The organism is Pleionea litopenaei (assembly GCF_031198435.1).
GTDB classification, from domain to species: domain Bacteria; phylum Pseudomonadota; class Gammaproteobacteria; order Enterobacterales; family Kangiellaceae; genus Pleionea; species Pleionea litopenaei.
Window position 1 is genome coordinate 927441 of the sequence record NZ_CP133548.1, and the last position, 23564, is coordinate 951004.

Below are 23564 nucleotides of genomic sequence, written 5' to 3' on the forward strand. Positions count from 1 at the left end.
GCAGTGAGTACCTCTGAATTACCAAAGAATATCGAGCTAGATGGTGAAGGCTACTTTAAGAATGGCCAGCAATGGACACCTGAACTAGCGCCGGTGATTGCAGCAAAGGAAGGTATCGAGTTGAGTGATGACCACTGGAAAGTCGTTGACTATGTTCGACGCTTTTACGAAGAGTTCGACACGAGCCCTTCTATACGACCGCTGGTTAAGTACCTCGCCAAAAACTGGGGTGAAGAAAAAGGTAATAGCCTTTATCTGTATAAATTGTTTCCTAAAGGCCCAGCCAAGCAGGCGACTAAAATTGCCGGTTTGCCTAAGCCTAAACGGTGTATTTAATCGGTTCAGCCAAGATTAATATTTCATTCATTAAACTACACAGCATCATTTAGATATAAGGAATCACTATGAACACGTTATTTAAGGCTTTCTTGTTACTGATGGCCTCAATGATGGCTTCAATAACACTCGCAGCGACTGAACCTAAGCAAATGTTACAGTCAGCTGCCGACAACATCATCAGCTACTTAAAGGAAAATCAATCAAAGCTGGCAGAGAACCCTCAACTATCTGTTGATCTTGTCAAAAAAGAGTTGGTTCCCTACATTGATCAAGAAGCGTTGGGGCGCCGAGTTTTAGCCAAAGAGTGGCGTACAGCAACGCCGCAACAGCAACAACAGTTTGTTGAGCTGTTCGTTGATTTAGTCATCGATACTTACGCTAAAGGCTTAGCTCAATACAACAACCAAACTTTCGAATTCGAAGACACTGAATACAACGATAAAATGACACTGGCTCGAGTCAAAAGCCAAATGAATCAAACCGATGGAGAGCCGGTAAAAATCGACTATTTGCTGAAAAAGCCAAAAGGCCTCGACGAATGGCGCGTCGTTGATGTTCGCATCGAAGGCATTAGCATGGCCAATAGTTACAAAAACCAGTTTGCTCAACAGATCCAAAACGAAGGCTTACAGTCAGTTTTAGACAAACTCGCGAAGAAAGAAATTACTCTCGATCAAACAAACGCAAACTAAGGTAGAGTTGCAATCCTATGAAGCTACTGAAGACATGGTTAGTATTGGTTAGCTTTTTTCTAATGGGCTCTGCGGTTGCCGACGTTCCGGAACCGCAGCGGCTTCTACAAGAAATAGCCAACCGTATGGTACTAATTCTAAAGGACAATAAAGAACAGTTAGCAAAAGACCCTAACTACGCAAGTCAGATTGTTCGAGAAAATTTATTACCGCTAATCGATACCGATGGCATAGGGAAAAGACTGCTGAAGCGTAGCCAATGGGCACAGCTCTCAGAAGAACAACAAGTTCGTTTCAATAATGCTTTTATCGAACACTTAATTCAAACCTATGCTCAAGGATTAGCACACTATGATGATCACCAGTTTGTTTTTGAACAAACTCGTTTTAGTCGAACAGGTAAAACGGCCTGGGTATACAGCGAACTGGTTGCTAAAGACTACGAGAAATTCGATATCATTTACACCCTTAAAACCTCTGATGAATATCAAGGTTGGAAAGTAATCGATATCGCCGTGAACGGCATTAAAATTTTACAGAACTACCGAGAGCAGTTGAAAACGGTTGACCTAACAGAAGGATTTGACGCTTTGCTTGCAAAAATTGAAGCGGAGCAAACGAACGTGAACCGTTCAACAACTGGAAAATAATTCTACATTATTTCGACTATGAATTTTAAATAGACGCAATAAAAAAGGCCCTCCCGGGCCTTTTTTTAAACTGACTTATATTTCGCTGGCCCCACCTAAATAGGGTTGTAAAATTTCTGGAATCTGGATTTTTCCATCGGCAGTTTGATAATTCTCAACCAGAGCAACCAAGGTTCGACCGACCGCCAAACCGGAGCCATTTAAGGTATGTACCAATTCGGTCTTACCATCGACGCGCGTGCGCGCTTGCATGCGACGGGCTTGGAAATCTCCAAGGTTACTGCAAGAAGAAATTTCACGGTAGGCTTGCTGTCCGGGTAACCAAACTTCTAAATCATAGGTTTTCGTCGCACCAAAAGTAATGTCACCACTGCACAAAACCATGGTTCTAAACGGCAGCCCTAGAAGCTTAAGTATATTTTCAGCATGACCCGTCAATTCTTCAAGCGCTTGCATTGATTGTTCCGCAGGAACAATTTGTACAAGCTCAACTTTTTCAAATTGATGTTGGCGAATCAATCCTTTTACATCTTTACCATAAGATCCTGCTTCAGAACGAAAACAAGGTGTATGAGCAACGAACTTCAGTGGCAAAGCGTCCGCTTCAATTATTTCATCTCGAACTAGATTCGTTAGTGGTACTTCTGCCGTTGGTATTAAATACAAAGGACGATCGTCTTGCGTACTGCCCTTGGCCTGAAACAAATCTTCTTCAAACTTTGGCAGCTGACCAGTGCCTAAAAGGCTATCGCGGTTAACCATGTAAGGAACATACACTTCATCATAACCGTGCTCGCCAGAATGAACGTCAATCATAAACTGAATCAATGCACGATGCAGCTTGGCCATGCGATTACGCATCACCACAAACCGAGAGCCCGTGATTTTCGCTGATGCGGCGAAATCTAATCCACCACCCATTTCACCTAGCTCAATATGATCTTTAACTTCAAAGTCAAACTTGCGAGGCTCACCCCACCGACGAATTTCTTTGTTGTCATTCTCGTCATTACCATCTGGAACCGCATCGTCTAATAGATTTGGGGTGGTCAGATGAATATGATGCAGCTGCTCCTGAACGTCTCGTAATTCGTGTTCTGCTGCTTCACGAGCTTTTTTAATATCGGCCACTTGATCTAAAATTGGCTGAACATCTTCGCCTTTAGCCTTTAGTTGCCCAATCTGTTTAGACACCGTTTTACTCTGATTTTGTAGCTCTTCCGTTTTTACTTGAATTGACTTACGTTGAGCCTCTAGCTTTTCAATCGCTTCTTTGTCGAGGGCAAAACCCCGTCGAGCTAAATTCGCCGCAACTTCATCTAGATTATTACGCAATAATTTTGGATCAATCATTGATAACCTTCATATTCTACAAAAATGTTAATTTGGCGCTAGTTTACCACCAATCCACGCCCCAAAAAAAACTGCAATTAAGCTAAATGTCATATTTACAAAGACATTGAACCCAGCTTTTGCATAGTTTTGTTCTTGTACCAGAGCCAAAGTGTCTACCGAAAACGACGAAAACGTCGTAAGTGCTCCTAAAAACCCGACTAAGATTGCCGCCTTAAATACGGGTGATACGATTACTGCTTGCCAATAACTCATCAATACGCCGGCTAATAAACAGCCAATGACGTTGACCGTTAATGTACCAATGGGAAAATCAACATTGAGCCAAAGCGGTAAATATTCCCGAATGAGAAAGCGCGCCACACCTCCAATAGCACTGCCAAATGCGACAGCGATAAGCAAAGCCCAATGCATACTCATTAACGTTTGCTCACTTGTTGATTAAGCTGCTTTAACCGAGCCAGCTTTTCACTTATTTGAATCTCTAAGCCTCGCTTAACAGGTTGATAAAAATCCTGCGCTTGTGTCTCATCTGGCCAATAAGACTGTCCTGGAGAGAAAGCATCAGGCTCATCGTGAGAGTAACGATACTTTTCACCATACCCAAGCTCTTTCATTAACTGACTCGGTGCATTTCTAAGATGCACAGGAACGTCTGCATCATCGTTATTTGCGACAAAACTGCGAGCATCACCATAGGCTTTATATACGGCGTTACTTTTTGCAGCAGAAGCCACGTAAACAATGGCTTGAGCAATCGCAAGTTCGCCTTCTGGTGAGCCTAAGCGCTCTTGAACCTGCCAAGCATCAAGCGCTAGAGTCAAACTACGAGGATCGGCATTTCCAACTTCTTCTGAAGCCATTCGAACAACACGTCGAGCAATATATAATGGGTCGCACCCGCCTTCAAGCATTCGACAAAACCAATACAAGGCAGCATCTGGATCTGAGCCACGAACCGATTTATGCAGAGCCGATATTTGTTCATAAAAAATATCCCCAGTTTTATCGAAGTGCTTTATAGACTCACCGACCACATCCGCTACGTGTTGCTCTTGAATACAAGACCCATCAGACTCACCGACAAAGTCGCTTGCCATTTCAAGCAAATTGAGTAGCTTTCGGGAATCACCTTGTGACGCTTTAATCAATAACTGAGATGCTTCAGTATCTATCGTTAGATTTAAATTTCCAAGACCGCTCTCTTTGTCTTGAAGCGCACGATGCAAAAGAGAGCCCAACTCGTCTTCAGATAACTTTTGTAATTTGTAAACTCGACTGCGCGACAGCAGTGCATTGTTCAATTCAAAAGAAGGGTTTTCGGTTGTCGCACCAATAAAAATCACTGTCCCGTCTTCGACAAAGGGTAAAAAAGCGTCTTGCTGCGATTTATTAAAACGATGTACTTCGTCAACAAACAATAACGTTTTGCCGCCCATGACTTGTTGTTGCTTAGCCCTTTCAATGGCCGCTCGAATATCTTTAACGCCACTCATAATGGCAGAGATTGCAATGAATGTGGCTTTTGTCTCATTGGCTAGTAATCGCGCCAATGAAGTTTTTCCGACACCGGGTGGCCCCCACAAAATCATTGAATGTATAGCGTCGCTTTGAATGGATTTCCGTAAAGGCTTACCCTCTGCGAGCAAATGCGATTGTCCCACGTAATCTGTTAGTTTACGTGGGCGCATTCGTGCCGCTAGAGGCTGATAAGGTATAGACTGCTCAAATAAATCCGCCAAAATTAAGCCTACTGCTCTCGAGAATCCACGACATCGACATCATCAGGAATCACAAAGTTAAATTGCTGATCACTGAGTTCTTGATTCACTAAAACTTCTGAGAAACTAACGATCGTTTTTTGCCCTAGTGTATCTTGCAGTAGCAACTCAACTAACTGTTGCTCTTTAAATTGCACAATCATTCGTTCAAATGAATAGCCTTGTTCTTTTGGAAGCAATTCAAATGCCGCAGCTTGCTCACTTCCTGAAACGAGCTGTTTCACAGAGAAGGTTTTAGCCAATGTATCTGAATCAGCTTCTAGTAAGAACACAGGAGTATTGCCGACGGCTTTGTTTAGCGTTTGAATATTGACTTGATCCAAATCTCGATCAAATGTCCACAACTCTTCACCGTTCGAAACGATCAGTTGTTGATAAGGCTCAAGAGTTTCCCATGTAAATTGATAAGGCTTTTTTATCAGAAACCGTCCTTTCGAAGAATCTTTAACCGTTCCAAATTGATCAGTGATTTTCTGTTCGAATGTTGCTTGATAGGTCTTAATACCATTGGTCAGTTCAACAAACGATTGCATATCGTCAGCTGCAACTACCGCTCCCCCCATTAGGGCCAAAATGGAAACGCTTAAGTATCGAACTTTTCGTTTAAAACCCGTTACACTCATATATGTTTACTCTTAACTTTGTTCGCTTCGATTTATTTTCTAACTGAGAATTACTTTGGCGGCGGCGGTGCCAGTACTTCTCGCATGCCGTTCGATTGCATTTCGGATACAACACCCGCGGCTTCCATTTCTTCAATCATACGAGCGGCTCGATTGTAGCCAATTTTCAATCGCCGCTGAATTCCAGATATCGAAGCACGTCGCGACTCGGTTACGATGGCGACGGCTTGATCATAAAGCTCATCTCGCTCGGCACTGGCTTCTTCGTCACTGCCTTTCGGAATTCCCATCATTTCCGTTTCAGATACACCGCTAGTGATCGCCTCTTCAAAATCAGGTTCACCGCGTTTTTGCCAATCAGCAACCACCCGATGAACTTCATCATCATCAACAAACGCACCGTGAACACGCTCCGGTATATTTTTACCGGCAGGTAAATACAACATATCTCCCTGCCCTAATAAATGCTCTGCTCCCATTTGATCTAAAATGGTGCGCGAGTCAATTCTTGACGATACTTGAAAGGCGATTCGCGAAGGCACGTTGGCTTTGATTAATCCAGTGATAACATCAACAGAGGGCCGCTGTGTCGCAAGTATCAAGTGAATGCCTGCTGCTCGAGCTTTTTGCGCGATACGAGCAATTAACTCTTCAACTTTTTTACCAACAATCATCATCATATCGGCGAGCTCATCAATGACGATGACAATTTGCGGTAACGTGGTGAGCTCAGGCGGATGATCACTCATATCGTCTGTGTTAGTCCACAAAGGATCAGTTAGTGGTTGTCCTGCCTTGATAGCATCTTTAATTTTTCGATTAAAGCCCGCTAAATTTCTTACGCCCATTGCGGCCATTAATCGGTAACGCCGTTCCATTTCGGCTACGCTCCAGCGCAACGCATTGGCAGACTCCTTAACATCGGTAACAACCGGAGCAAGTAAGTGCGGAATACCATCATAAACGGACAGTTCAAGCATTTTAGGATCGATCATGATAAAACGTACATCTTCGGGAGTGGACTTGTACAAAATACTGACCAACATTGCATTCAAGCCAACAGATTTTCCCGAGCCCGTTGTCCCAGCTACCAGTAAGTGAGGCATTTTGGCTAAATCAATTACCACTGGGTTGCCAGAAATATCTTTACCTAGTGCCATACTCAGGTTTGATCGAGAGTTATCAAATTCTTTTGACCCCACTACTTCTTTCAGTCGCACCATCTCTCGGTGTTCATTAGGAAGTTCAATTCCGATATAGGGTTTACCCGGGATCACTTCAACAACCCGAACGCTTACTGACGCTAACGCTCGCGCCAAATCTTTGGCCAGTGCAGTGATCTTGCTTACCTTAACTCCAGGCGCTAGGTCGAGTTCGTAGCGAGTAATGACCGGCCCTGGATTGACGGCGACTACCTGAGCTTGTACGCCAAAGTCGGCTAGTTTTAATTCGACTAGCCGTGACATGGCTTCGAGCGACTCTTCTGAAATTTGATGCTTGGCAGGTTGCGGCTCATCCAATAAATTCATGTTTGGAAGTTCGCCCTCGACAGGTTCATCGAAAAGCTTTTGCTGCTTTTCTTTCACTGCACGCGTACTCGGCTCTATTTTACTGACAACGGGCTCTATTCGGATCGGCTGGCGCGTTTCTCGCTTAACTTGCGCCTCAGCAATTGCTTTCTGACGCGTTTCTTTTTTGATTTTGACTTCTTTTTCTTCCGTCTTCTGTTCTCGCCGCTCGGCCAGCTTGAGTTGAACCCACTCAATTCCACCAATAACTTTAGCGCCAATAACATCCATTAACCGAAACCAAGATAAACCAGTGAACAAAGTAAAACCGGTTAAAAACAAAGCCAAAAGAACCAGTGTTGTACCTAGCGCATTAAAGGCTGCAAATAGAAAATCGCCAAACATTTGTCCAAAAACTCCACCGGAGGTATAGCTTGGCTGGATAATAGGATCTTCAAAGTTTAATGCGGCAATGGCCGTGCCTGCCAACAAGGTTAAAATGAAACCGGCACCGCGTAGGGCCCAATAGTGCCAATCGTGACGCTCAATAAGTTTACGTTCGCGAAAAACCAAATACGCTAAATAGCTCACCATAAAAGGAAAAACATAAGCAAGGTAACCAAATAATTGGAGAAATACATCGGCTAGCCACGCCCCTGCTCGCCCGGCCGAGTTATGAATGACATCGCCACTTCCGGTGTAGCTCCAGCCAGGATCCTGCGGATGATAGGTTATTAGCGCAAGCAGTAAGAATACAGCTAGAGTGCCCATACAGATGACCGCACCTTCTCGTAGTCTCGCGGATAGAGGCGAAACTAGCTGGGCATTGTTGTCTTTGTTCTTTTGCTCAGTCGTCAAGTGATCGTTCCGTTGTTAATTTATTATTCATTCTTAATTGTTTTCAAACATTCAGCGTTGCATAAAATCACAGCAAAATACTGATAAACTAAGGTAATTCCGAAACCACTGGACGCCCGTCTTGGCGCTTTTCCATCTTATACCAGTTTACCAAGCAATATTTTGCTAGCCGCAATAATACCATGCAATCACGGCTATTTAACGTTAGGCAATATGAATTTCAGAAGATTCCTTAACTTCTTCCATTACCACATAGGTTCGCGACTCAGAAACGCCCGGTAAGGTCAACAAAGTCTCGCCAAGTAACGTTCGATAGGCAACCATATCAACAACTCTTGCCTTGACCAAATAGTCGAAATCACCGCTCACTAAATGGCACTCCAGCACTTCATGCAAGTCTTTAACCGCATTTTTGAACTCGACGAATACATCTGGAGACGTTTTCTCCAAAGTTATTTCAACGAACACTAATAAGCCATAATTTAGCTTGTGCGGGTTAACTTGCGCTGAATAACCCGTTATAAATCCTTCGGCTTCAAGTCGCCGGACTCGCTCTAAGCAAGGCGTTGCACTGAGTCCGACACGTTTAGCGAGTTCGACATTCGCCATTCGTCCATCACGCTGCAGCTCGCGCATAATCGACTTATCTATTCTATCGAGTATTCGTCCATCATTGGCCATAATACCAGTACTCTTATCTTCTTTTCTGCCTTTTTGCAGTATATCACATCGCTTTTCACGAAAATACAGTGAACTATTTTGTTTAATTAATACTATACTTTGCGCCCTCAAAGCACATTACAAGACCGATCAATTGGAGAGTTGATATGTTAATTGGAGTACCAAAAGAAATAAAAAACCATGAGTACCGCGTTGGTATGGTTCCAGCCAGTGTTCGCGAGTTAATCGCTCATGGTCACCAAGTCATTGTTGAGCACAATGCTGGTATTGGCATTGGTTTTACGGATGATGATTACACCAGTGTGGGTGCTTCAATTCGCCAAACGCCAGAAGAAATTTTTGCTGAAGCAGAAATGATTGTAAAAGTAAAAGAGCCTTTGGCCGAAGAACGAAAGCACATTAGAGATGGTCAAATTTTATTCACTTATTTGCATTTAGCACCTGACGTTCCGCAAACCCAAGATTTACTGAACAGTGGTGCCGTGTGTATCGCTTACGAAACGGTTACTTCTGCTGCAGGAGGCCTTCCTCTTCTTGCACCTATGTCAGAAGTCGCTGGCCGCATGTCAATTCAAGCGGGAGCCCAATGCTTAGAAAAATCACGAGCGGGCCGTGGAATGCTGCTAGGCGGTGTACCCGGTGTTTCTCCTGCGAAAGTTGCCATCATTGGTGGCGGTGTCGTTGGTAGCAATGCCGCACAAATCGCTGTCGGCATGGGCGCACAAGTCGTATTGCTTGACCGCAACATTGATGTACTACGACGTATAAACGTTCAGTTCGGCGCGGCCGTTGAAACGGTTTTTTCTAGTAAAGATGCATTAGAGCGACACGTGCTCGAATCGGATTTAGTCATCGGTGGCGTACTCATTCCTGGTGCTGCAGCTCCTAAATTGGTTACTAAAGAAATGGTTCATCAAATGAAACCTGGTGCAGCGGTGGTGGATGTTGCGATTGATCAGGGTGGCTGTTTTGAGACCTCGAAAGCGACGACCCACGCAGAACCGACCTATATTGTTGACGATGTCGTTCACTACTGTGTTGCTAACATGCCAGGTGCCGTTCCACACACGTCGACTTTTGCGCTTAACAATGCAACGCTACCTTACATCATTGCATTAGCGAATAAGGGTTATAAGAAAGCGCTTGCCGATGACGTTCATTTACTTAACGGATTAAACGTCTATCGCGGACAAGTCACCCATAGAAGTGTGGCTGAGAGCCAAAACTTAACCTATGTTGATCCGAAAGTTGCATTAGGTCTTTAATCTTTCTAATCGGACTCATCATTCGTCCTAACGAGTGACTAAGGTTTAAAAAGGCTGCCCATTGGCGGCCTTTTTCATGTCTTTTATTTTTGCTTCGTTGAAAACGAAGACTAAAATCGATTTATTGCATTGTCCCAGAAGTCGAACTTCTTTAAACTTACTCTACTTTACTAATCATTCATCTCGGAGCGAAACATGAGCGACGCTAAACATTGTCGACTGCTAATCTTAGGTTCTGGACCAGCTGGTTACACGGCTGCGGTCTATGGAGCTCGAGCCAACCTTGATCCTGTAATCATTACCGGCATGCAACAAGGTGGTCAATTAACCACCACCACTGACGTCGATAACTGGCCAGGTGATAACGACGGTGTTCAAGGACCAGATTTAATGGTCAGAATGCAAAAGCACGCTGAGCGTTTCGGTACAGAAATTGTGTTCGATCACATCAACGAAGTTGATCTCTCTGAGCGTCCATTCAAACTTAAAGGCGACAGTGGCCAATACACTTGCGATGCTTTGATCATTGCTACTGGAGCATCTGCCAAATACTTAGGCCTACCTTCAGAGGATGCGTTTAAAGGAAAAGGTGTGTCAGCTTGTGCAACTTGTGATGGCTTTTTCTACCGAGACCAAAAAGTAGCGGTCATCGGTGGAGGAAATACCGCGGTTGAAGAAGCATTATACTTATCGAATATTGCCTCAGAAGTTCATTTAGTTCATCGTCGCGATGATGTCCGTTCGGAAAAAATCTTACGGGATAAGCTGCTTGATCGAGCGAAAAATGGCAACATCGTCTTGCATTGGGATCGAACCCTTGAAGAAGTCGTGGGAGATACCAGCGGCGTCACCGGTGTACGCTTAAAGAGCACCAAAGACGACAGCATCGAAGAGCTTGATGTACATGGCGTTTTCATTGCAATTGGTCATCAACCCAACACGCAAATATTTGATGGTCAACTCGACATGCACAATGGCTATTTAAAGATTCAGTCTGGTCTTGAAGGAAATGCGACGCAAACCAGTGTTGAAGGCGTATATGCCGCAGGCGATGTTGCTGATCATGTCTACCGACAAGCAATTACGTCCGCTGGCGCTGGCTGTATGGCCGCATTAGACGCAGAACGATTCCTCGATAATTTGAAAAACTAGGTCGCGTATTTGTCATGTGCAACCTAAGTAAAGAAGGCGCCTTTAGGCGCTTTCTTTACAATAAGTGAAGTGATCGTAAAATCTCTTGATAGACAAAAGCCTTCATCAACAACCGATCATCATCATCAGAAAAAGAAAAATAGAAGCCATACCAATTCCTGACCGCTTGCTCTCCTCCACTTTCGACTTCCGTTTTTCCTTTGTTGCGAATCCGGCAATCGAGGGTCACCAACTTTTCAACTTCATCCAGTAACAATGTCGTCGTTAAACTCAACTGATCACCAATAAGAGCAATGTTTCTGTCGCATTCTAAGCGACCTCCCAGAACACTTAAATTACTAATGGTTACACTGATAGGTTGACTCTGGTGCGTTTCATTTATAATGGTTGCCGAAAGCTCTGTATTGACTCGTACAGCATTGCGAACCTCAATCGCTTCGACTTGTTTTGGCATTTCCAAATGAATATAGGCATCTGGCTGAGTATGCATTTTAAGGACTTTTGCAGTAAAACCACTGGCAACATTATTGACGACGAAACGAAGCGTAACGAGCTGATCTTGTTTTAGAAAAATCGCTCGACCTTGAGCATCTTTTGGTGCCGAAATAATAATGCTTGTCTCCGGCAGAAACCCGAGTAATTTAATTGGATGGCGAACCTCTGAGTCTGCAGAAATCTGCAGTTGCATTACATCACCCATTTTTAACCCTAAATCAGAAAAACGCATAATCTCTTCTTCGTTATACTGTTAAACTTAATTGTAGTCGTATTTTACTCATCCAACACTATGACCATTGAATTAGCATTGATTGAACAGCCAGATGACTTTCCTAATCCAAATGAGGCTCTTGATGACCCCAATGGATTGTTAGGATTTGGTGCCCTGCTGACCCAACCGTTGCTCAAGCGAGCCTATTATGAAGGCATATTTCCCTGGTATAACGCTGGCGAACCTGTCTTTTGGTGGAGCCCAGACCCTCGAGCCGCTTTTGATCCCTATAACACCCTCCCTAGTCGTAATTTGCGAAAACGTCTGCGTCGAAGAGACTTTAAAGTTTGCATAAATCGCTCATTTAGTCAGGTAATTTCCGCTTGCGCGTCACAACAACCCAACCGTCCTGACACTTGGATCACTGACGAAATGCAACACGCATATGTAAGACTGCACCAATCTGGTCTTGCGCACTCATTTGAAGTATACAATGAAGACCAGCTTGTTGGAGGCTTGTACGGAGTCTCAATTGGCCAAATGTTTTTCGGCGAATCTATGTTTCACCGAATGACCGATGCATCAAAAATAGCCTTGTTTTATTTGATTAAATTTGCAGCGTTTCACCAGTTTGCAATGATTGATTGTCAAATGCCGAATGCTCATCTTTTAAGCTTAGGGGCTAAAGAAGTTTCAAGAAACGAATTTCTGCGCTATCTTTATCAATATCGAGATTCAGAAATGCCTTCGCAACTTTGGAATATGCGAGACATTACTGAAGATTTTGAATTTTAAGTCACCGACTTTATTCAACGGTGTACTGAGAGAGTAAAGCTTTCGGGTTAAAAAGTTTCGATTTTGAGATACAACAATCAAAGCTTTTAACGAATAAAAAGCTCGATAAAACAATCATAGTTTTTGCTTTAAATACTTGTTACTAAAGTGGGCAGCGACGTGCAACCAGATCCTAATGACGAGTTATTAAAACTAACTTTTTATGCGACTCCTTCACACAGTTGTTCCTACCTTTCAGAACAACAAGCGACGACGGTTTTTCTTGATCCTGAAAAACACATCAGCAAAAAACTATACACCAGACTTAGCGAAACCGGATTTCGACGCAGTGGAAGCCATATTTATCGACCGCATTGCGAAACGTGCCAAGCATGCGTTCCGGTTCGAATTCCGGTTAACCAATTTAAAGCCAACCGCAGTCAGCGCAGGTGCTTAAAAAAAGGCAGTATGTTCCGCTCAGAACTCTCTGAAGCTCGTTATCATGATGAGCATTATCATCTTTATGAGCGCTATCTTAGAGAACGCCATGCCGATGGAGATATGTACCCTCCTTCTCATCAACAATATCAAGACTTTCTATTCAGCGAGTGGTCAAATACCGAGTTCCTCAATATTTACGACCAAAATAAATTGATCGCTTGCTCAGTAATTGACCGACTCGATAATGCATTTTCGGCGGTTTATACCTATTTTGACCCGAAATATGAACATTACAGCTTGGGTAAGCTCGCTATTTTAAGATTGGTTGAGGCTGCAAAAGACGCTCAATTAGACTTCTTATATCTGGGTTACTTAGTAAAAGATTGTCGTAAAATGAAATATAAATCTGAATACCGCCCTCTCGATTGTCTGGTGGGTAACCGCTGGGTACGACTAACTTAACAAAAATCACCTATGATTAAGGTGTTTCTGCCAACAATTTGCGATTATTTTAACCAATCGAGTAAATATTTTTGATTATTTCCTTCTGTTAGGGCATCATTACGCGCTCAAATTTTGTTGAATTTTAAAAGGTTTCACGACTCTATGGCGAAAGAAGACCATATTGAAATGCAAGGGACTGTGTTGGAAACACTTCCAAACACAATGTTTCGCGTTGAATTAGAAAATGGTCACGTAGTGACCGCTCATATTTCAGGAAAAATGCGTAAGAATTACATTCGAATTCTTACTGGTGATACTGTCACCGTGGAAATGACTCCGTACGACCTCTCAAAAGGTCGCATCATTTTCCGCGCTCGATAAACTTATCATTCCATCGAATACTAAAAAGCCCGGTTCAACCGGGCTTTTTCTATTACTCCAAATTTACAAACCGTCGATGTCTGCTCTCGTTTCGTTAAAAACGCTTAACTAGTGATCGCGGCCTCTTCTTTAGGGGTAACCTCAAAAGACAATACCTCAGCGCCATCAACATAAGACACTTTTACCTGTCCTCCGTTAACTAAACGACCAAACAACAATTCGTCTGCCAAAGGCTTCTTAACTTCTTCTCGAATCACTCGAGCCATCGGACGAGCACCCATATTCGGATCATAACCCTTTTCACACAGCCACTTGCGTGCCGATAAATCGACATCGAGACAAACATGTTTATCATCTAGTTGTGTTTGCAGTTCGACGACAAATTTGTCGACAACCGATAGTAAGACTTCTTCAGACAACCCTTTGAACCAAACGATGGCATCAAGGCGATTGCGAAACTCCGGAGAAAAGGTTTGGTTGATTGCATCAATGTTATTGTTGTCTTTCTCATTCTGCTGAAAGCCAATCGACGGTTTCACTAACTCAGCGGCACCTGCATTGGTTGTCATGACCAAAATAGTGTTGCGAAAGTCGGCTTTGCGACCGTTGTTGTCAGTCAAGGTCCCATGATCCATCACTTGTAACAACAAGTTGTAAACATCGGGATGAGCCTTTTCAATTTCATCGAGCAGTACCACGGCATGAGGATTTTTATTAACCGCTTCTGTCAACAATCCGCCTTGATCGTAGCCTACGTACCCTGGCGGCGCACCGATTAGCCGAGAAACGGTATGCCGCTCCATATACTCAGACATATCGAACCGAATCAGCTCTATGCCCATAATTTTCGCCAGTTGCTTGGTAACCTCTGTTTTACCAACCCCCGTTGGACCTGCAAACAAGAATGACCCAACTGGCTTATCTTCAATTCCTAACCCAGACCGTGACAACTTAATCGCATCAGATAGGGTTTCAATCGCTGGATCTTGCCCAAAAACCACCATCTTGAGATTACGCTCTAGGTTCTGCAATGAGTCTTTATCTGACTGAGACACCGTTTTAGGAGGTACTTTCGCAATTTTGGCAATGATGCTTTCAATGTCATGCACGCCAATAAGTTTCTTACGTTTTGACGTGGGCTGTAAACGTTGATTAGCGCCGGCCTCATCAATCACATCGATCGCCTTATCCGGCAAATGTCGATCATTGATATAACGCGCAGACAACTCTGCAGCAGCCTTCAATGCGGGAGACGAATACTTAACATCATGGTGATCTTCATAACGAGTTTTAAGCCCTTGAAGGATCTTAATGGTCTCTTCAACGCTCGGCTCATTAATATCAATCTTTTGGAAACGTCTGGCCAAGGCGCGATCTTTCTCGAAAATACCGCGATATTCCTGGAAGGTCGTCGACCCCATGCATCGTAAATCACCGTTTGCTAGCATTGGCTTTATGAGATTAGATGCATCCATAACTCCTCCGGACGCAGCACCCGCTCCGATAATGGTATGAATTTCATCGATGAATAAAATGGCGTGTTCTTGCTTCTTTAAATCGGCAAGTAGTGCTTTTAAGCGCTTTTCAAAATCGCCACGATACTTAGTTCCTGCTAATAAAGCTCCTAGATCTAATGAGTACACCGTTGCATTGGCAATAACCTCAGGAACATCTTCATCGACAATTCGCTTCGCTAAACCTTCAGCGATTGCCGTTTTACCAACCCCTGCTTCACCGACAAACAAAGGGTTATTTTTACGTCGTCGACACAAAACTTGTACCGCTCGCTCAATTTCATCGGCGCGCCCCACCAAAGGATCGATTCGCCCTTCTTTGGCCAATTCATTTAGATTGGTGGAATATGACTCCAGAGGGGTCTTCGCAGGCGCTTCTTGACCTAATTCTTCATCAACTTCTGCAGCACCTGGATTCTCAATTTCATCTTCGCCGACTTTAGAAATACCATGACTGATATAATTCACGATATCTAGACGAGAGATCTTTTGCTGTTGCAGAAAATACACGGCTTGGCTTTCTTGTTCACTAAAAATAGCCACCAAAACATTCGCGCCAGTGACTTCTTTTTTACCAGACGACTGAACATGGAAGACTGCTCGCTGAAGCACGCGTTGGAACCCAAGCGTTGGTTGTGTCTCTCGCGCTTCGTCATGTTGTGGGATGAGAGGCGTTGTCTCATCGACAAAATCGGAAAGCTGCTTTTTCAGTTCAGGAATATCGGCGCCACAGGCTTGTAACACATTTGACGCAATAAGGTTGTCCAATAATGCGAGTAACAAGTGCTCGACGGTCATAAACTCATGCCGTTTTTCTCGCGCTTGTTTAAACGCCAAGTTTAGGGTTAACTCAAGATCTTTACTAAGCATAACAGCACCTTATACAGCAAACTTAATCTCTTACACGAAGTTCTTATGCTTCTTCCATCATGCACATCAACGGATGTTGATTAGCCTTCGAGTACTCATTCACTTGGACAACTTTGGTTTCGGCAATCTCGCTTCGGTAGATGCCACAAACCCCCTTTCCATCATAGTGCACTTGCAACATAATTTTGGCCGCTTCTTCTTGATGCTTTCCAAAATACTTCATGATCACTTCCACGACAAAGTCCATTGGCGTGTAGTCATCATTGAGCAAGACCACCTTGTACATCGGCGGCGGTTTGAGCTCTGGCTTAGACTCCTCAACCGCGACCCCTTGATCGATTTCCCAATCGTTCTGATTATTTTGGCTCATAACTTCAGTTTAGTTTAAGGCAAAAAAATTGCTAAATATTCAAAATTAGACCTTAAGAATAACACAACCCAACTTGATATGATGAGTGTTTAATGGGTGTTATCAGTCACAATTTCAAGGGCACAATTTGACCCCTGCTTGACAACGCTTATTTTTTGTGCAAAAAGTGTCCGTGGTGCTTCAAATCGGATTAGAATTCAAAAAGTTAGCGATTTGAGATGTAAACACTGTTCAGGATAGAGGAATGTAGTTATGCCCACGGGAACCGTAAAATGGTTTAACAATGCCAAAGGCTACGGATTTATTAAATCCGAGCAAGGAGACGAAGATATCTTCGTTCATTACTCCACCATCAACATGGAAGGCTACCGCAGCTTAAAAGCTGGACAGGAAGTTAAATTTGAAATCAGTGAGGGCCCAAAAGGCCTACATGCTTCGGACATAGTTCCAACCGAAGCGCCTGATTCAAGCGAATAAAAAAGGCTCCGTGAGGAGCCTTTTTTTTAAACGCAGCTTTTGATGAGCAGCTACCCTCTTAAAGACTAGCTATGTGCTCGTTGAAAGTTGCGCTCGGACGCATAGCAGCAGATGCGAGCTCTGGAGATGGTTTGTAGTAACCGCCAATATCCATTGCTTTGCCTTGTGCGCTATTTAGCTGTTCGACAATCAGCGACTCATCTTTCGCTAACGCTTCTGCTAAAGGAGCAAAGCGAGCTGCTAACTCTTTATCTTCCGTCTGAGCCGCTAAGGCTTCTGCCCAATACATAGTCAGATAGAAGTGACTACCGCGGTTATCAAGCTCTCCTACTTTTCGAGACGGAGACTTGTTATTCAGTAAAAACTTTCCAGTTGCCTTGTCGAGAGACTGCCCTAAGACCTTTGCTTTGGCATTATCAAAATGCTCGCCAAGATGCTCAAGTGAAACAGCTAACGCCAAAAACTCACCAAGTGAATCCCATCGTAAATGGTTTTCTTCTTCAAACTGCTGAACATGTTTTGGAGCAGAACCGCCAGCACCGGTTTCGAATAAACCACCACCATTCATTAAAGGCACAATTGACAACATTTTTGCACTGGTACCTAACTCTAAAATCGGGAATAAATCGGTTAAATAATCGCGTAGAACATTCCCTGTCACAGAGATTGTATCTTGACCATCTTTCATGCGTTTTAGAGAGAAGCGAGTGGCTTCAACCGGCGCTAAAATATGAATTTCTAGACCGCTGGTATCATGTTCTGGCAAATACTGTTTCACCTTTTCGATTAATTGAGCATCGTGAGCTCGGTTTTCATCTAACCAAAACACCGCTGGATTTCCCGTTGCTCGAGCTCGGTTGACCGCTAATTTAACCCAGTCTTTGATCGGAGCATCTTTGACTTGGCACATACGGAAAATATCACCCTTCTCAACACTTTGTGACATGACCACATTACCTGCAGCATCGACTACTTGAATCGTGCCGTTTGTCGCTGCTTCAAATGTTTTATCATGAGAACCATATTCTTCGGCTTTCTGAGCCATTAAACCAACATTCGAAACACTTCCCATGGTCACTGGATCAAAAGCACCGTTTTCTTTACAAAAATCGATGGTTTCTTGATAAACGCCTGAATAACAACGATCTGGAATGACAAAGTTTGTGTCTTTTAATTGCCCATCAGGCCCCCACATTTGCCCGGAAGTACGAATTGCGGCAGGCATAGATGCATCAATAATCACATCGCTAGGAACGTGAAGATTAGTAATACCTTTGTCAGAGTTCACCATTGCCATCGCTGGTTGCTGCTCATAAACCGCCGCTAAATCAGCTTCAATGGCTTCTCGTTGTTCTTGTGGCAGCTGATCTAACTTATTGTACAAGTCACCAATCCCATTATTTTCATCGACGCCTAAACTTTCAATAATCGCTGCATGCTTTTCGAATACCGGCTTAAAGAAAGTTTTAACGGCATGGCCAAACATAATTGGATCAGAAACTTTCATCATGGTGGCTTTTAAATGTAAAGAGAAAAGCACGTCTTGCTGTTTTGATGCCTCAATTTGCTCTTGGAAAAATTTAGCCAGCGCATTACAGCTCATTCTCGCGCAATCAATCACTTCACCTTCTAAAACAGGAACGGCACTCTTCAATACCGTCGTTTCGCCTTCTGCGCTAACCAATTCAATACGCATATCTTGGGCTTTATCAATGGTTACCGATTGTTCACTGCCGAAGAAGTCACCATCTTGCATGCTACTGACATGTGACTTCGAGTCTTTCGACCATTTCCCCATCGAGTGTGGGTTGTTACGGGCATATTCTTTTACCGACGCAGGCGCACGACGATCGGAGTTTCCTTCTCGTAATACAGGGTTAACCGCACTGCCCTTGATTCGATCGTAACGGGCTTTAACGTCTGACTCAGCATCACTTTTCGGCTCGTCAGGATAGTCTGGTAAGTCGTACCCCTTTGCTTGAAGCTCTTTAATCGTCGCTTTCAATTGCGGAATTGATGCAGAAATGTTCGGAAGCTTGATAATGTTCGCTTCAGGAGACTTAGCTAACTCACCAAGAAATGCCAAATCATCTGACTGTTGCTGTTGTTCAGTCAAGCGCTCAGGAAAGGCAGCAATAACTCGTCCAGATAGTGAAATATCGCGAGTTTCAACGGCAACCCCAGAAACTTTTGAGAAAGCTTCAACGATGGGTAAGAATGAGTATGTTGCTAGCGCTGGCGCTTCGTCCGTTAGTGTGTAGATAATTTTTGATGTTGTCATTTGCCCTTTCCATTTACGTTAATCGTTTTGGATGATAAAGCTTAAACAGCTCGGAAATCGCATTACTTAAGAATTCGGCGCGCATTATACGCGAATTTGCAACTCTCTGCACTGCACAAAAAGTCGTAAGACAGTACAATAAGGGTAGAACCAATCGATATGATAGACCTGTCGAGAGTATAGTAGAGATTTTGAGCAAAATATGAACAAACACCCCAAAACTCAAGTCGTGTTATTTAACAAGCCTTTTAACACGCTGTGTCAGTTCAGCGGCGAGCCAAGCGACGACCTCTTATCGAAGTATATTGATATTCCCGAGGTTTATGCCGCTGGTCGCCTCGATAAAGACTCTGAAGGTCTCTTGGTTCTTACCAACAACGGCAAATTACAGCACAAAATTACAGATCCGAAACATAAACAGCCAAAAACGTATTGGGTTCAAGTGGAGGGTATTCCGACCGATCTTGAGTTAAGACAGCTTGCAGAAGGCGTTCAACTAAAAGATGGGGTAACGCGTCCTGCTCAAGTTAAGGTCATCGAAGAACCTGATCTATGGGAAAGAAATCCCCCGATACGCACACGCAAAAATATTCCTACCTCTTGGATCGAGTTAACAATTACTGAAGGTCGTAATCGGCAAGTTCGCAGAATGACCGCAGCCCGTCGGATTGCCGACACTGAGATTAGTTCGAATGAAGGTGGGTCAATGGGAACTCGGAGCCTTGCTGCCCGGACAATATCGATGCACCTAACCATCACGAGTCGCTGTTCAAATTGGGTGGCCCGTTTATATTTGCCCAAACCAAAATCAACCTCTAAGGAAACTTGCGAATCATGCCAGATATACGACTGACCGTCGCAGCAATAATCGAACGTGACCAGCGTTTTTTGATCGTTGAGGAAATCGACAATGGCCTCACGGTTTACAATCAACCCGCAGGGCACGTCGAACTCAATGAATCCATATTAACGGCGGTGTCACGCGAAGTTCTGGAAGAAACAGGACTGAACTTTCAGCCAACCGCTTTGGTTGGAAACTATTTGCTAAGTCCAGCGACGAATGGCAAACACTACTTTCGTTTTTGTTTTTGTGGCGATGTGCTCGGAGACGATGAGTTGAAACCTCAAGACCCCGATATTATTAAAGCACATTGGATGACCCTTGATGAAATCACTGGTCTCGGCAGGCAATTACGAAGCGGTTTAGTTCTGAGTTGTTTGCGCGACTATTTATCCGGTAAGCGGTACTCCATCGATCAGTTCAATTTCTCCAATGATGAAGTCGCTTTGGCGAATTCATGTTATACTGCCCTGCTCGATTTTAAGTGACCGAATCACAATTAATGGGTCGACTTCAACTATCGATTCAATTAATAAACATAGACTAATATGCGTATGCCAAAATGAGTCAAAAATCTAAAAAAGTCATCGTAGGTATGTCCGGTGGTGTGGACTCTTCTGTTTCTGCCTATCTACTCCTTGAACAAGGGTTTCAGGTCGAAGGCCTGTTTATGAAAAACTGGGAAGAAGACGATACTGATGAGTACTGCTCTGCAGCTGAAGATCTTGCAGATGCACAAGCGGTTTGCGATCGCCTGGGTATCGAATTGCATACGGTTAATTTTTCAGCAGAATATTGGGATCGAGTCTTTGAGTATTTCTTAAATGAGTACAAGTCTGGACGAACGCCCAACCCAGATATTATGTGCAACAAAGAAATTAAGTTTAAAGCGTTTTTAGAGTTTGCAATGCATTTAGGTGCCGACTACATCGCGACAGGCCACTACACTCGACGCGCTGAAAACAATGGAAAGGTGCAATTGTTGCGTGGTCTAGACAACAATAAAGATCAATCGTACTTTTTATACACGCTCGGCCAAGATCAAATATCTAAAACCTTATTCCCAGTCGGCGAACTCGAAAAGTCAGAAGTCAGAGCCATCGCCGAAGCGCAAGGTTTAGTGACCGCCAAAAAGAAAGACAGTACGGGTATTTGCTTTATTGGCGAAAGAAAGTTTAAAGACTTTCTAGAGCAATTTTTACCAGCACAACCCGGTCCAATCGAAAATGATCAAGGCGAAATTATAGGGGAACATCAAGGTTTGATGTTTCACACCTTAGGGCAAAGAAAGGGTCTGGGTATTGGTGGTTTAAAAAACGCTGACGATGATCCTTGGTATGTGGTCGATAAAAATGTAACGGCCAATACGTTGATCGTGGGGCAAGGACACAATCACCCTCTCTTAATGAGCCAAGGATTAACTTGCTCTCAGTTGCACTGGGTCGCTAGAGAACAGCCGGAACCCTCATTCCAGTGCACAGCGAAAGTGCGTTATCGACAAACAGACGTGCCCTGTCACGTTTCGCAAATTGATGAAAACCAATGGCGAGTTGAGTTTGATGAACCGCAAAGGGCAGTAACACCTGGCCAATCTGTCGTATTCTACTCTGGAGAAGTCTGCCTAGGCGGTGGAATCATTGATTCCATTGAAAAAAACAGCCAAATTCAAACAAACGAAACATCACCACTCAATCAAGCAGGATAGCACCACATGGACGATATCGTACTTACACTCGCCGCCATCGCTCAATCAGTTCAACAAGTACAAAAAGTCGCTTGGAAGGGACAAATGGACGATGCTGATGCATTGCCCTTGATAAAAAGTATCTTCACCTTAGATACCGATTCAGTAGTGGACTTGTACTCAGGCAGTGCGAGCTTAACCAATGGGTTGCGGGCACTGCGAGCTCAATTAAATGCAAGTAATGAAGAGAGAGATGCCGAGTTTGGTCGCTACATGGCCAATATATTTACACTGCAGAAGCAATTTATGAAAAATGCTGAAGTTCAACAAATACTCTCATCGAGAATTGAACATTCCCGTCGACTTCTGGATTATGACGACATCATGTCAGCTAATATGATGGCATCACTGGCCGATTGTTACTCACAAAGTATTTCTCAACTACCGCTGCGGGTCCAAGTGCAAGGAAATCCAGCGATTCTCGAAAATAAAATGAACCAAGATAAGATTCGAGCACTGCTACTTGCTGCGGTCAGAGCATCGGTACTTTGGCGCCAGGTTGGCGGTAAGAAAAGACAGTTTATTTTTAATCGCAAACAAATTTGCGATACGGCCAACAAACTTCTTACTCAACCTATTTTTGAATAGTTTTTCTGTTCAATATAGTCAAATAGCGTTTGGAAAAAAGGCAGCCCAAAGGGCTGCCAAAATGCAAAAGGGAGCAATTTGAACTTGAACCTATCAAATTCAAATACCCGAATATTTTTGCAGCTATTCAGGCAGGCCTGAGTATCCTAGTTGTGAGATATCGCTTCAAGGGTAGTATTTACCATTGACAAGCTAGTGAATGCCCTGTGGTATAACAACAATCTTCAACTAAGTTATAAGACATTGCATTTTATGATCAATTTAGTCCTTTTAGTTTCGGCAACCCTAAGCTTAACGACCCTCATCACTGGTCAATTTTTAAACCACCGCTTACTGATTATCGTTAGTAAGACTTTAACGTCAGTGATCATGGTAATTTATGTTAGCTTGCTAAGCATCGAATCATCATTTGAAGCCGCTTACCTCATTGTTATAGCGATCACTTTAGGCGCCTTTGGCGACGTCTTTTTATTAGGAAAAAGTACACGCTTTTTCGCTGCTGGAATGGTTGCTTTTGCGCTTGGACACTTAAGCTACATCCTCGCATTTGCTCATTATTCAATCAATTATATCGAGCTACTTGTCGGATTCGTTGTCTTACTGCTCCCTCTATATTTTGTTATCAAATGGCTTTGGAAAGACATTCCTCAAAAATTGCGCTGGCCAGTTGTTGGTTATGTATTAATCCTAACCGCCATGACCGCTACTGCCATGGCGGTTAGAATTGATGGTCAATTAACATTGATGGCTCTCGGCGCGACTCTATTCTTAATCTCAGACTTTTTCGTCGCTACTCACCGCTTTAAAGGTAAAAAGTTTATTGATAAAGCCATTGGGTTGCCCTTGTACTACTCAGGGCAATTTATCCTGGCAACGACCCTAGTAATCCAGACAACCACCAGCCCTTGGTTGCCAGTTTAAGAAATGCGTATTAGTTAGCGACAACAACGATTAAGAATAGAGTATACTTAATGATTAACTTGTTCAGTCAATACTAAGGATAACTATGAAAATTTTTACGTTTGCAGCGCTTTCTTTATTGATGCTTGCCGCTTGTAGCCCCAAAGTAGGTAGTGATGAATGGTGCAAACAGATGAAAGACAAGCCCAAAGGTGATTGGACGGCAAATGAAATTGGAGATTACACCAAATACTGCGTGCTAAATCAGAAACCCGAGAATTAGATTAAAGCTAATACTTGTCTTTCTCTAGATCAAAAAAAGGCCAGC

25 protein-coding genes are annotated in these 23564 nt (G+C 43.5%); 15 read left to right on the top strand and 10 right to left on the bottom strand.

The features are described 5' to 3' along the window. Positions 1-3 precede the first annotated feature (3 nt). The 3 genes from Q9312_RS04020 to Q9312_RS04030 all read left to right on the top strand — a co-directional run bounded on the left by Q9312_RS04020 (position 4) and on the right by Q9312_RS04030 (position 1681). Positions 4-336: a TusE/DsrC/DsvC family sulfur relay protein gene (locus Q9312_RS04020; RefSeq protein WP_309203281.1), complete on the top strand. Its 333-nt coding sequence runs from the start codon at positions 4-6 to the stop codon at positions 334-336. Between the two features lie 68 nt (positions 337-404). Continuing rightward, positions 405-1031 carry an MlaC/ttg2D family ABC transporter substrate-binding protein gene (locus Q9312_RS04025; RefSeq protein ID WP_309203282.1) on the top strand — a complete coding sequence of 209 codons (627 nt, stop codon included), beginning with the start codon at positions 405-407 and terminating at the stop codon, positions 1029-1031. A gap of 17 nt (positions 1032-1048) precedes the next feature. Further along, positions 1049-1681, top strand: a complete 633-nt coding sequence (locus Q9312_RS04030; RefSeq protein ID WP_309203284.1) for an MlaC/ttg2D family ABC transporter substrate-binding protein — start codon at positions 1049-1051, stop codon at positions 1679-1681. A 75-nt stretch (positions 1682-1756) separates the two neighbouring features. Here Q9312_RS04030 and serS read toward each other — a convergent pair whose 3' ends face one another. The 6 genes from serS to lrp all read right to left on the bottom strand — a co-directional run bounded on the left by serS (position 1757) and on the right by lrp (position 8485). Then, positions 1757-3034: a serine--tRNA ligase gene (gene serS / locus Q9312_RS04035; protein WP_309203285.1), complete on the bottom strand. Its 1278-nt coding sequence runs from the start codon at positions 3032-3034 to the stop codon at positions 1757-1759. 27 nt (positions 3035-3061) lie between these two features. Beyond that, entirely contained in the window at positions 3062-3454 is a 393-nt protein-coding gene (gene crcB / locus Q9312_RS04040; protein ID WP_309203286.1) for a fluoride efflux transporter CrcB, read from the bottom strand. Beyond that, positions 3454-4776, bottom strand: coding sequence for a replication-associated recombination protein A (locus Q9312_RS04045; protein ID WP_353961552.1), 1323 nt, complete (start codon positions 4774-4776; stop codon positions 3454-3456). The genes crcB and Q9312_RS04045 overlap by 1 nt, the downstream gene beginning before the upstream one ends. Before the next feature lie 8 nt (positions 4777-4784). Then, complete coding sequence (gene lolA, locus Q9312_RS04050; RefSeq protein ID WP_309203287.1) at positions 4785-5438, bottom strand: outer membrane lipoprotein periplasmic chaperone LolA; 654 nt, start codon at positions 5436-5438, stop codon at positions 4785-4787. 50 nt (positions 5439-5488) lie between these two features. Then, a complete protein-coding gene (locus Q9312_RS04055) occupies positions 5489-7804 on the bottom strand; it encodes a DNA translocase FtsK (protein ID WP_309203288.1) in 2316 nt (771 codons plus the stop codon). A 204-nt stretch (positions 7805-8008) separates the two neighbouring features. Beyond that, positions 8009-8485, bottom strand: coding sequence for a leucine-responsive transcriptional regulator Lrp (lrp, locus tag Q9312_RS04060; RefSeq protein ID WP_309203289.1), 477 nt, complete (start codon positions 8483-8485; stop codon positions 8009-8011). A gap of 146 nt (positions 8486-8631) precedes the next feature. Here lrp and ald point away from each other — a divergent pair, with 146 nt between their 5' ends. Both ald and trxB read left to right on the top strand, forming a co-directional pair. After that, positions 8632-9750: an alanine dehydrogenase gene (ald, locus tag Q9312_RS04065; protein WP_309203290.1), complete on the top strand. Its 1119-nt coding sequence runs from the start codon at positions 8632-8634 to the stop codon at positions 9748-9750. Positions 9751-9945: 195 nt separating this feature from the next. Next, positions 9946-10902 carry a thioredoxin-disulfide reductase gene (trxB, locus tag Q9312_RS04070; protein ID WP_309203291.1) on the top strand — a complete coding sequence of 319 codons (957 nt, stop codon included), beginning with the start codon at positions 9946-9948 and terminating at the stop codon, positions 10900-10902. 55 nt (positions 10903-10957) lie between these two features. Here the strand turns inward: trxB and Q9312_RS04075 are convergent, their stop codons facing one another. Next, complete coding sequence (locus Q9312_RS04075) at positions 10958-11629, bottom strand: flagellar brake protein (protein WP_309203292.1); 672 nt, start codon at positions 11627-11629, stop codon at positions 10958-10960. A 60-nt stretch (positions 11630-11689) separates the two neighbouring features. Between Q9312_RS04075 and aat the strand changes: the two genes are divergently transcribed. The 3 genes from aat to infA all read left to right on the top strand — a co-directional run bounded on the left by aat (position 11690) and on the right by infA (position 13651). Then, positions 11690-12406 (top strand): leucyl/phenylalanyl-tRNA--protein transferase, encoded by a 717-nt coding sequence (aat, locus tag Q9312_RS04080; RefSeq protein WP_309203293.1) that lies wholly within the window; start codon positions 11690-11692, stop codon positions 12404-12406. A 159-nt stretch (positions 12407-12565) separates the two neighbouring features. Beyond that, the gene (locus Q9312_RS04085) at positions 12566-13288 is read left to right on the top strand and encodes an arginyltransferase (protein WP_309203294.1); all 723 of its coding nucleotides are present in this window, start codon (positions 12566-12568) and stop codon (positions 13286-13288) included. A gap of 144 nt (positions 13289-13432) precedes the next feature. Next, positions 13433-13651, top strand: coding sequence for a translation initiation factor IF-1 (gene infA / locus Q9312_RS04090; protein WP_309203295.1), 219 nt, complete (start codon positions 13433-13435; stop codon positions 13649-13651). Between the two features lie 104 nt (positions 13652-13755). Here the strand turns inward: infA and clpA are convergent, their stop codons facing one another. Then, entirely contained in the window at positions 13756-16035 is a 2280-nt protein-coding gene (gene clpA, locus Q9312_RS04095; protein ID WP_309203296.1) for an ATP-dependent Clp protease ATP-binding subunit ClpA, read from the bottom strand. A gap of 43 nt (positions 16036-16078) precedes the next feature. Continuing rightward, the gene (clpS, locus tag Q9312_RS04100; protein ID WP_309203297.1) at positions 16079-16405 is read right to left on the bottom strand and encodes an ATP-dependent Clp protease adapter ClpS; all 327 of its coding nucleotides are present in this window, start codon (positions 16403-16405) and stop codon (positions 16079-16081) included. Positions 16406-16657: 252 nt separating this feature from the next. Between clpS and cspD the strand changes: the two genes are divergently transcribed. Beyond that, on the top strand, positions 16658-16882 hold the full coding sequence (gene cspD, locus Q9312_RS04105) for a cold shock domain-containing protein CspD (RefSeq protein ID WP_309203298.1): 225 nt from the start codon (positions 16658-16660) through the stop codon (positions 16880-16882). A 58-nt stretch (positions 16883-16940) separates the two neighbouring features. On the opposite strand, the gene Q9312_RS04110 is transcribed toward cspD, so the two are convergent. After that, the gene (locus Q9312_RS04110; RefSeq protein WP_309203299.1) at positions 16941-19163 is read right to left on the bottom strand and encodes an NADP-dependent isocitrate dehydrogenase; all 2223 of its coding nucleotides are present in this window, start codon (positions 19161-19163) and stop codon (positions 16941-16943) included. 202 nt (positions 19164-19365) lie between these two features. On the opposite strand from Q9312_RS04110, the gene Q9312_RS04115 reads away from it, so the two are divergent. The 6 genes from Q9312_RS04115 (at position 19366) to Q9312_RS04140 (ending at position 23519) form a co-directional block, all read left to right on the top strand. Further along, the gene (locus Q9312_RS04115) at positions 19366-20016 is read left to right on the top strand and encodes a pseudouridine synthase (RefSeq protein WP_309203301.1); all 651 of its coding nucleotides are present in this window, start codon (positions 19366-19368) and stop codon (positions 20014-20016) included. Next, on the top strand, positions 19998-20492 hold the full coding sequence (locus tag Q9312_RS04120) for an NUDIX hydrolase (protein WP_309203302.1): 495 nt from the start codon (positions 19998-20000) through the stop codon (positions 20490-20492). The genes Q9312_RS04115 and Q9312_RS04120 overlap by 19 nt, the downstream gene beginning before the upstream one ends. A 74-nt stretch (positions 20493-20566) precedes the next feature. Next, positions 20567-21709 carry a tRNA 2-thiouridine(34) synthase MnmA gene (mnmA, locus tag Q9312_RS04125; protein ID WP_309203303.1) on the top strand — a complete coding sequence of 381 codons (1143 nt, stop codon included), beginning with the start codon at positions 20567-20569 and terminating at the stop codon, positions 21707-21709. Between the two features lie 6 nt (positions 21710-21715). Continuing rightward, positions 21716-22336, top strand: a complete 621-nt coding sequence (hflD, locus tag Q9312_RS04130) for a high frequency lysogenization protein HflD (RefSeq protein ID WP_309203304.1) — start codon at positions 21716-21718, stop codon at positions 22334-22336. Between the two features lie 252 nt (positions 22337-22588). Next, complete coding sequence (locus Q9312_RS04135; RefSeq protein ID WP_309203305.1) at positions 22589-23257, top strand: lysoplasmalogenase; 669 nt, start codon at positions 22589-22591, stop codon at positions 23255-23257. Positions 23258-23342: 85 nt separating this feature from the next. Next, a complete protein-coding gene (locus tag Q9312_RS04140) occupies positions 23343-23519 on the top strand; it encodes a DUF3012 domain-containing protein (RefSeq protein WP_309203306.1) in 177 nt (58 codons plus the stop codon). Positions 23520-23564 lie beyond the last annotated feature (45 nt).

Coding starts and splice junctions, on each gene's coding strand:
- clpA (WP_309203296.1), bottom strand. CDS start 16,035: ATGCTTAGTAAAGATCTTGAGTTAACCCTAAACTTGGCGTTTAAACAA.
- aat (WP_309203293.1), top strand. CDS start 11,690: ATGACCATTGAATTAGCATTGATTGAACAGCCAGATGACTTTCCTAAT.
- Q9312_RS04030 (WP_309203284.1), top strand. CDS start 1,049: ATGAAGCTACTGAAGACATGGTTAGTATTGGTTAGCTTTTTTCTAATG.
- lrp (WP_309203289.1), bottom strand. CDS start 8,485: ATGGCCAATGATGGACGAATACTCGATAGAATAGATAAGTCGATTATG.
- Q9312_RS04115 (WP_309203301.1), top strand. CDS start 19,366: ATGAACAAACACCCCAAAACTCAAGTCGTGTTATTTAACAAGCCTTTT.
- crcB (WP_309203286.1), bottom strand. CDS start 3,454: ATGAGTATGCATTGGGCTTTGCTTATCGCTGTCGCATTTGGCAGTGCT.
- hflD (WP_309203304.1), top strand. CDS start 21,716: ATGGACGATATCGTACTTACACTCGCCGCCATCGCTCAATCAGTTCAA.
- Q9312_RS04110 (WP_309203299.1), bottom strand. CDS start 19,163: ATGACAACATCAAAAATTATCTACACACTAACGGACGAAGCGCCAGCG.
- Q9312_RS04135 (WP_309203305.1), top strand. CDS start 22,589: ATGATCAATTTAGTCCTTTTAGTTTCGGCAACCCTAAGCTTAACGACC.
- Q9312_RS04075 (WP_309203292.1), bottom strand. CDS start 11,629: ATGCGTTTTTCTGATTTAGGGTTAAAAATGGGTGATGTAATGCAACTG.
- Q9312_RS04025 (WP_309203282.1), top strand. CDS start 405: ATGAACACGTTATTTAAGGCTTTCTTGTTACTGATGGCCTCAATGATG.
- serS (WP_309203285.1), bottom strand. CDS start 3,034: ATGATTGATCCAAAATTATTGCGTAATAATCTAGATGAAGTTGCGGCG.
- ald (WP_309203290.1), top strand. CDS start 8,632: ATGTTAATTGGAGTACCAAAAGAAATAAAAAACCATGAGTACCGCGTT.
- trxB (WP_309203291.1), top strand. CDS start 9,946: ATGAGCGACGCTAAACATTGTCGACTGCTAATCTTAGGTTCTGGACCA.
- cspD (WP_309203298.1), top strand. CDS start 16,658: ATGCCCACGGGAACCGTAAAATGGTTTAACAATGCCAAAGGCTACGGA.
- mnmA (WP_309203303.1), top strand. CDS start 20,567: ATGAGTCAAAAATCTAAAAAAGTCATCGTAGGTATGTCCGGTGGTGTG.
- clpS (WP_309203297.1), bottom strand. CDS start 16,405: ATGAGCCAAAATAATCAGAACGATTGGGAAATCGATCAAGGGGTCGCG.
- Q9312_RS04120 (WP_309203302.1), top strand. CDS start 19,998: ATGCCAGATATACGACTGACCGTCGCAGCAATAATCGAACGTGACCAG.
- infA (WP_309203295.1), top strand. CDS start 13,433: ATGGCGAAAGAAGACCATATTGAAATGCAAGGGACTGTGTTGGAAACA.
- lolA (WP_309203287.1), bottom strand. CDS start 5,438: ATGAGTGTAACGGGTTTTAAACGAAAAGTTCGATACTTAAGCGTTTCC.
- Q9312_RS04140 (WP_309203306.1), top strand. CDS start 23,343: ATGAAAATTTTTACGTTTGCAGCGCTTTCTTTATTGATGCTTGCCGCT.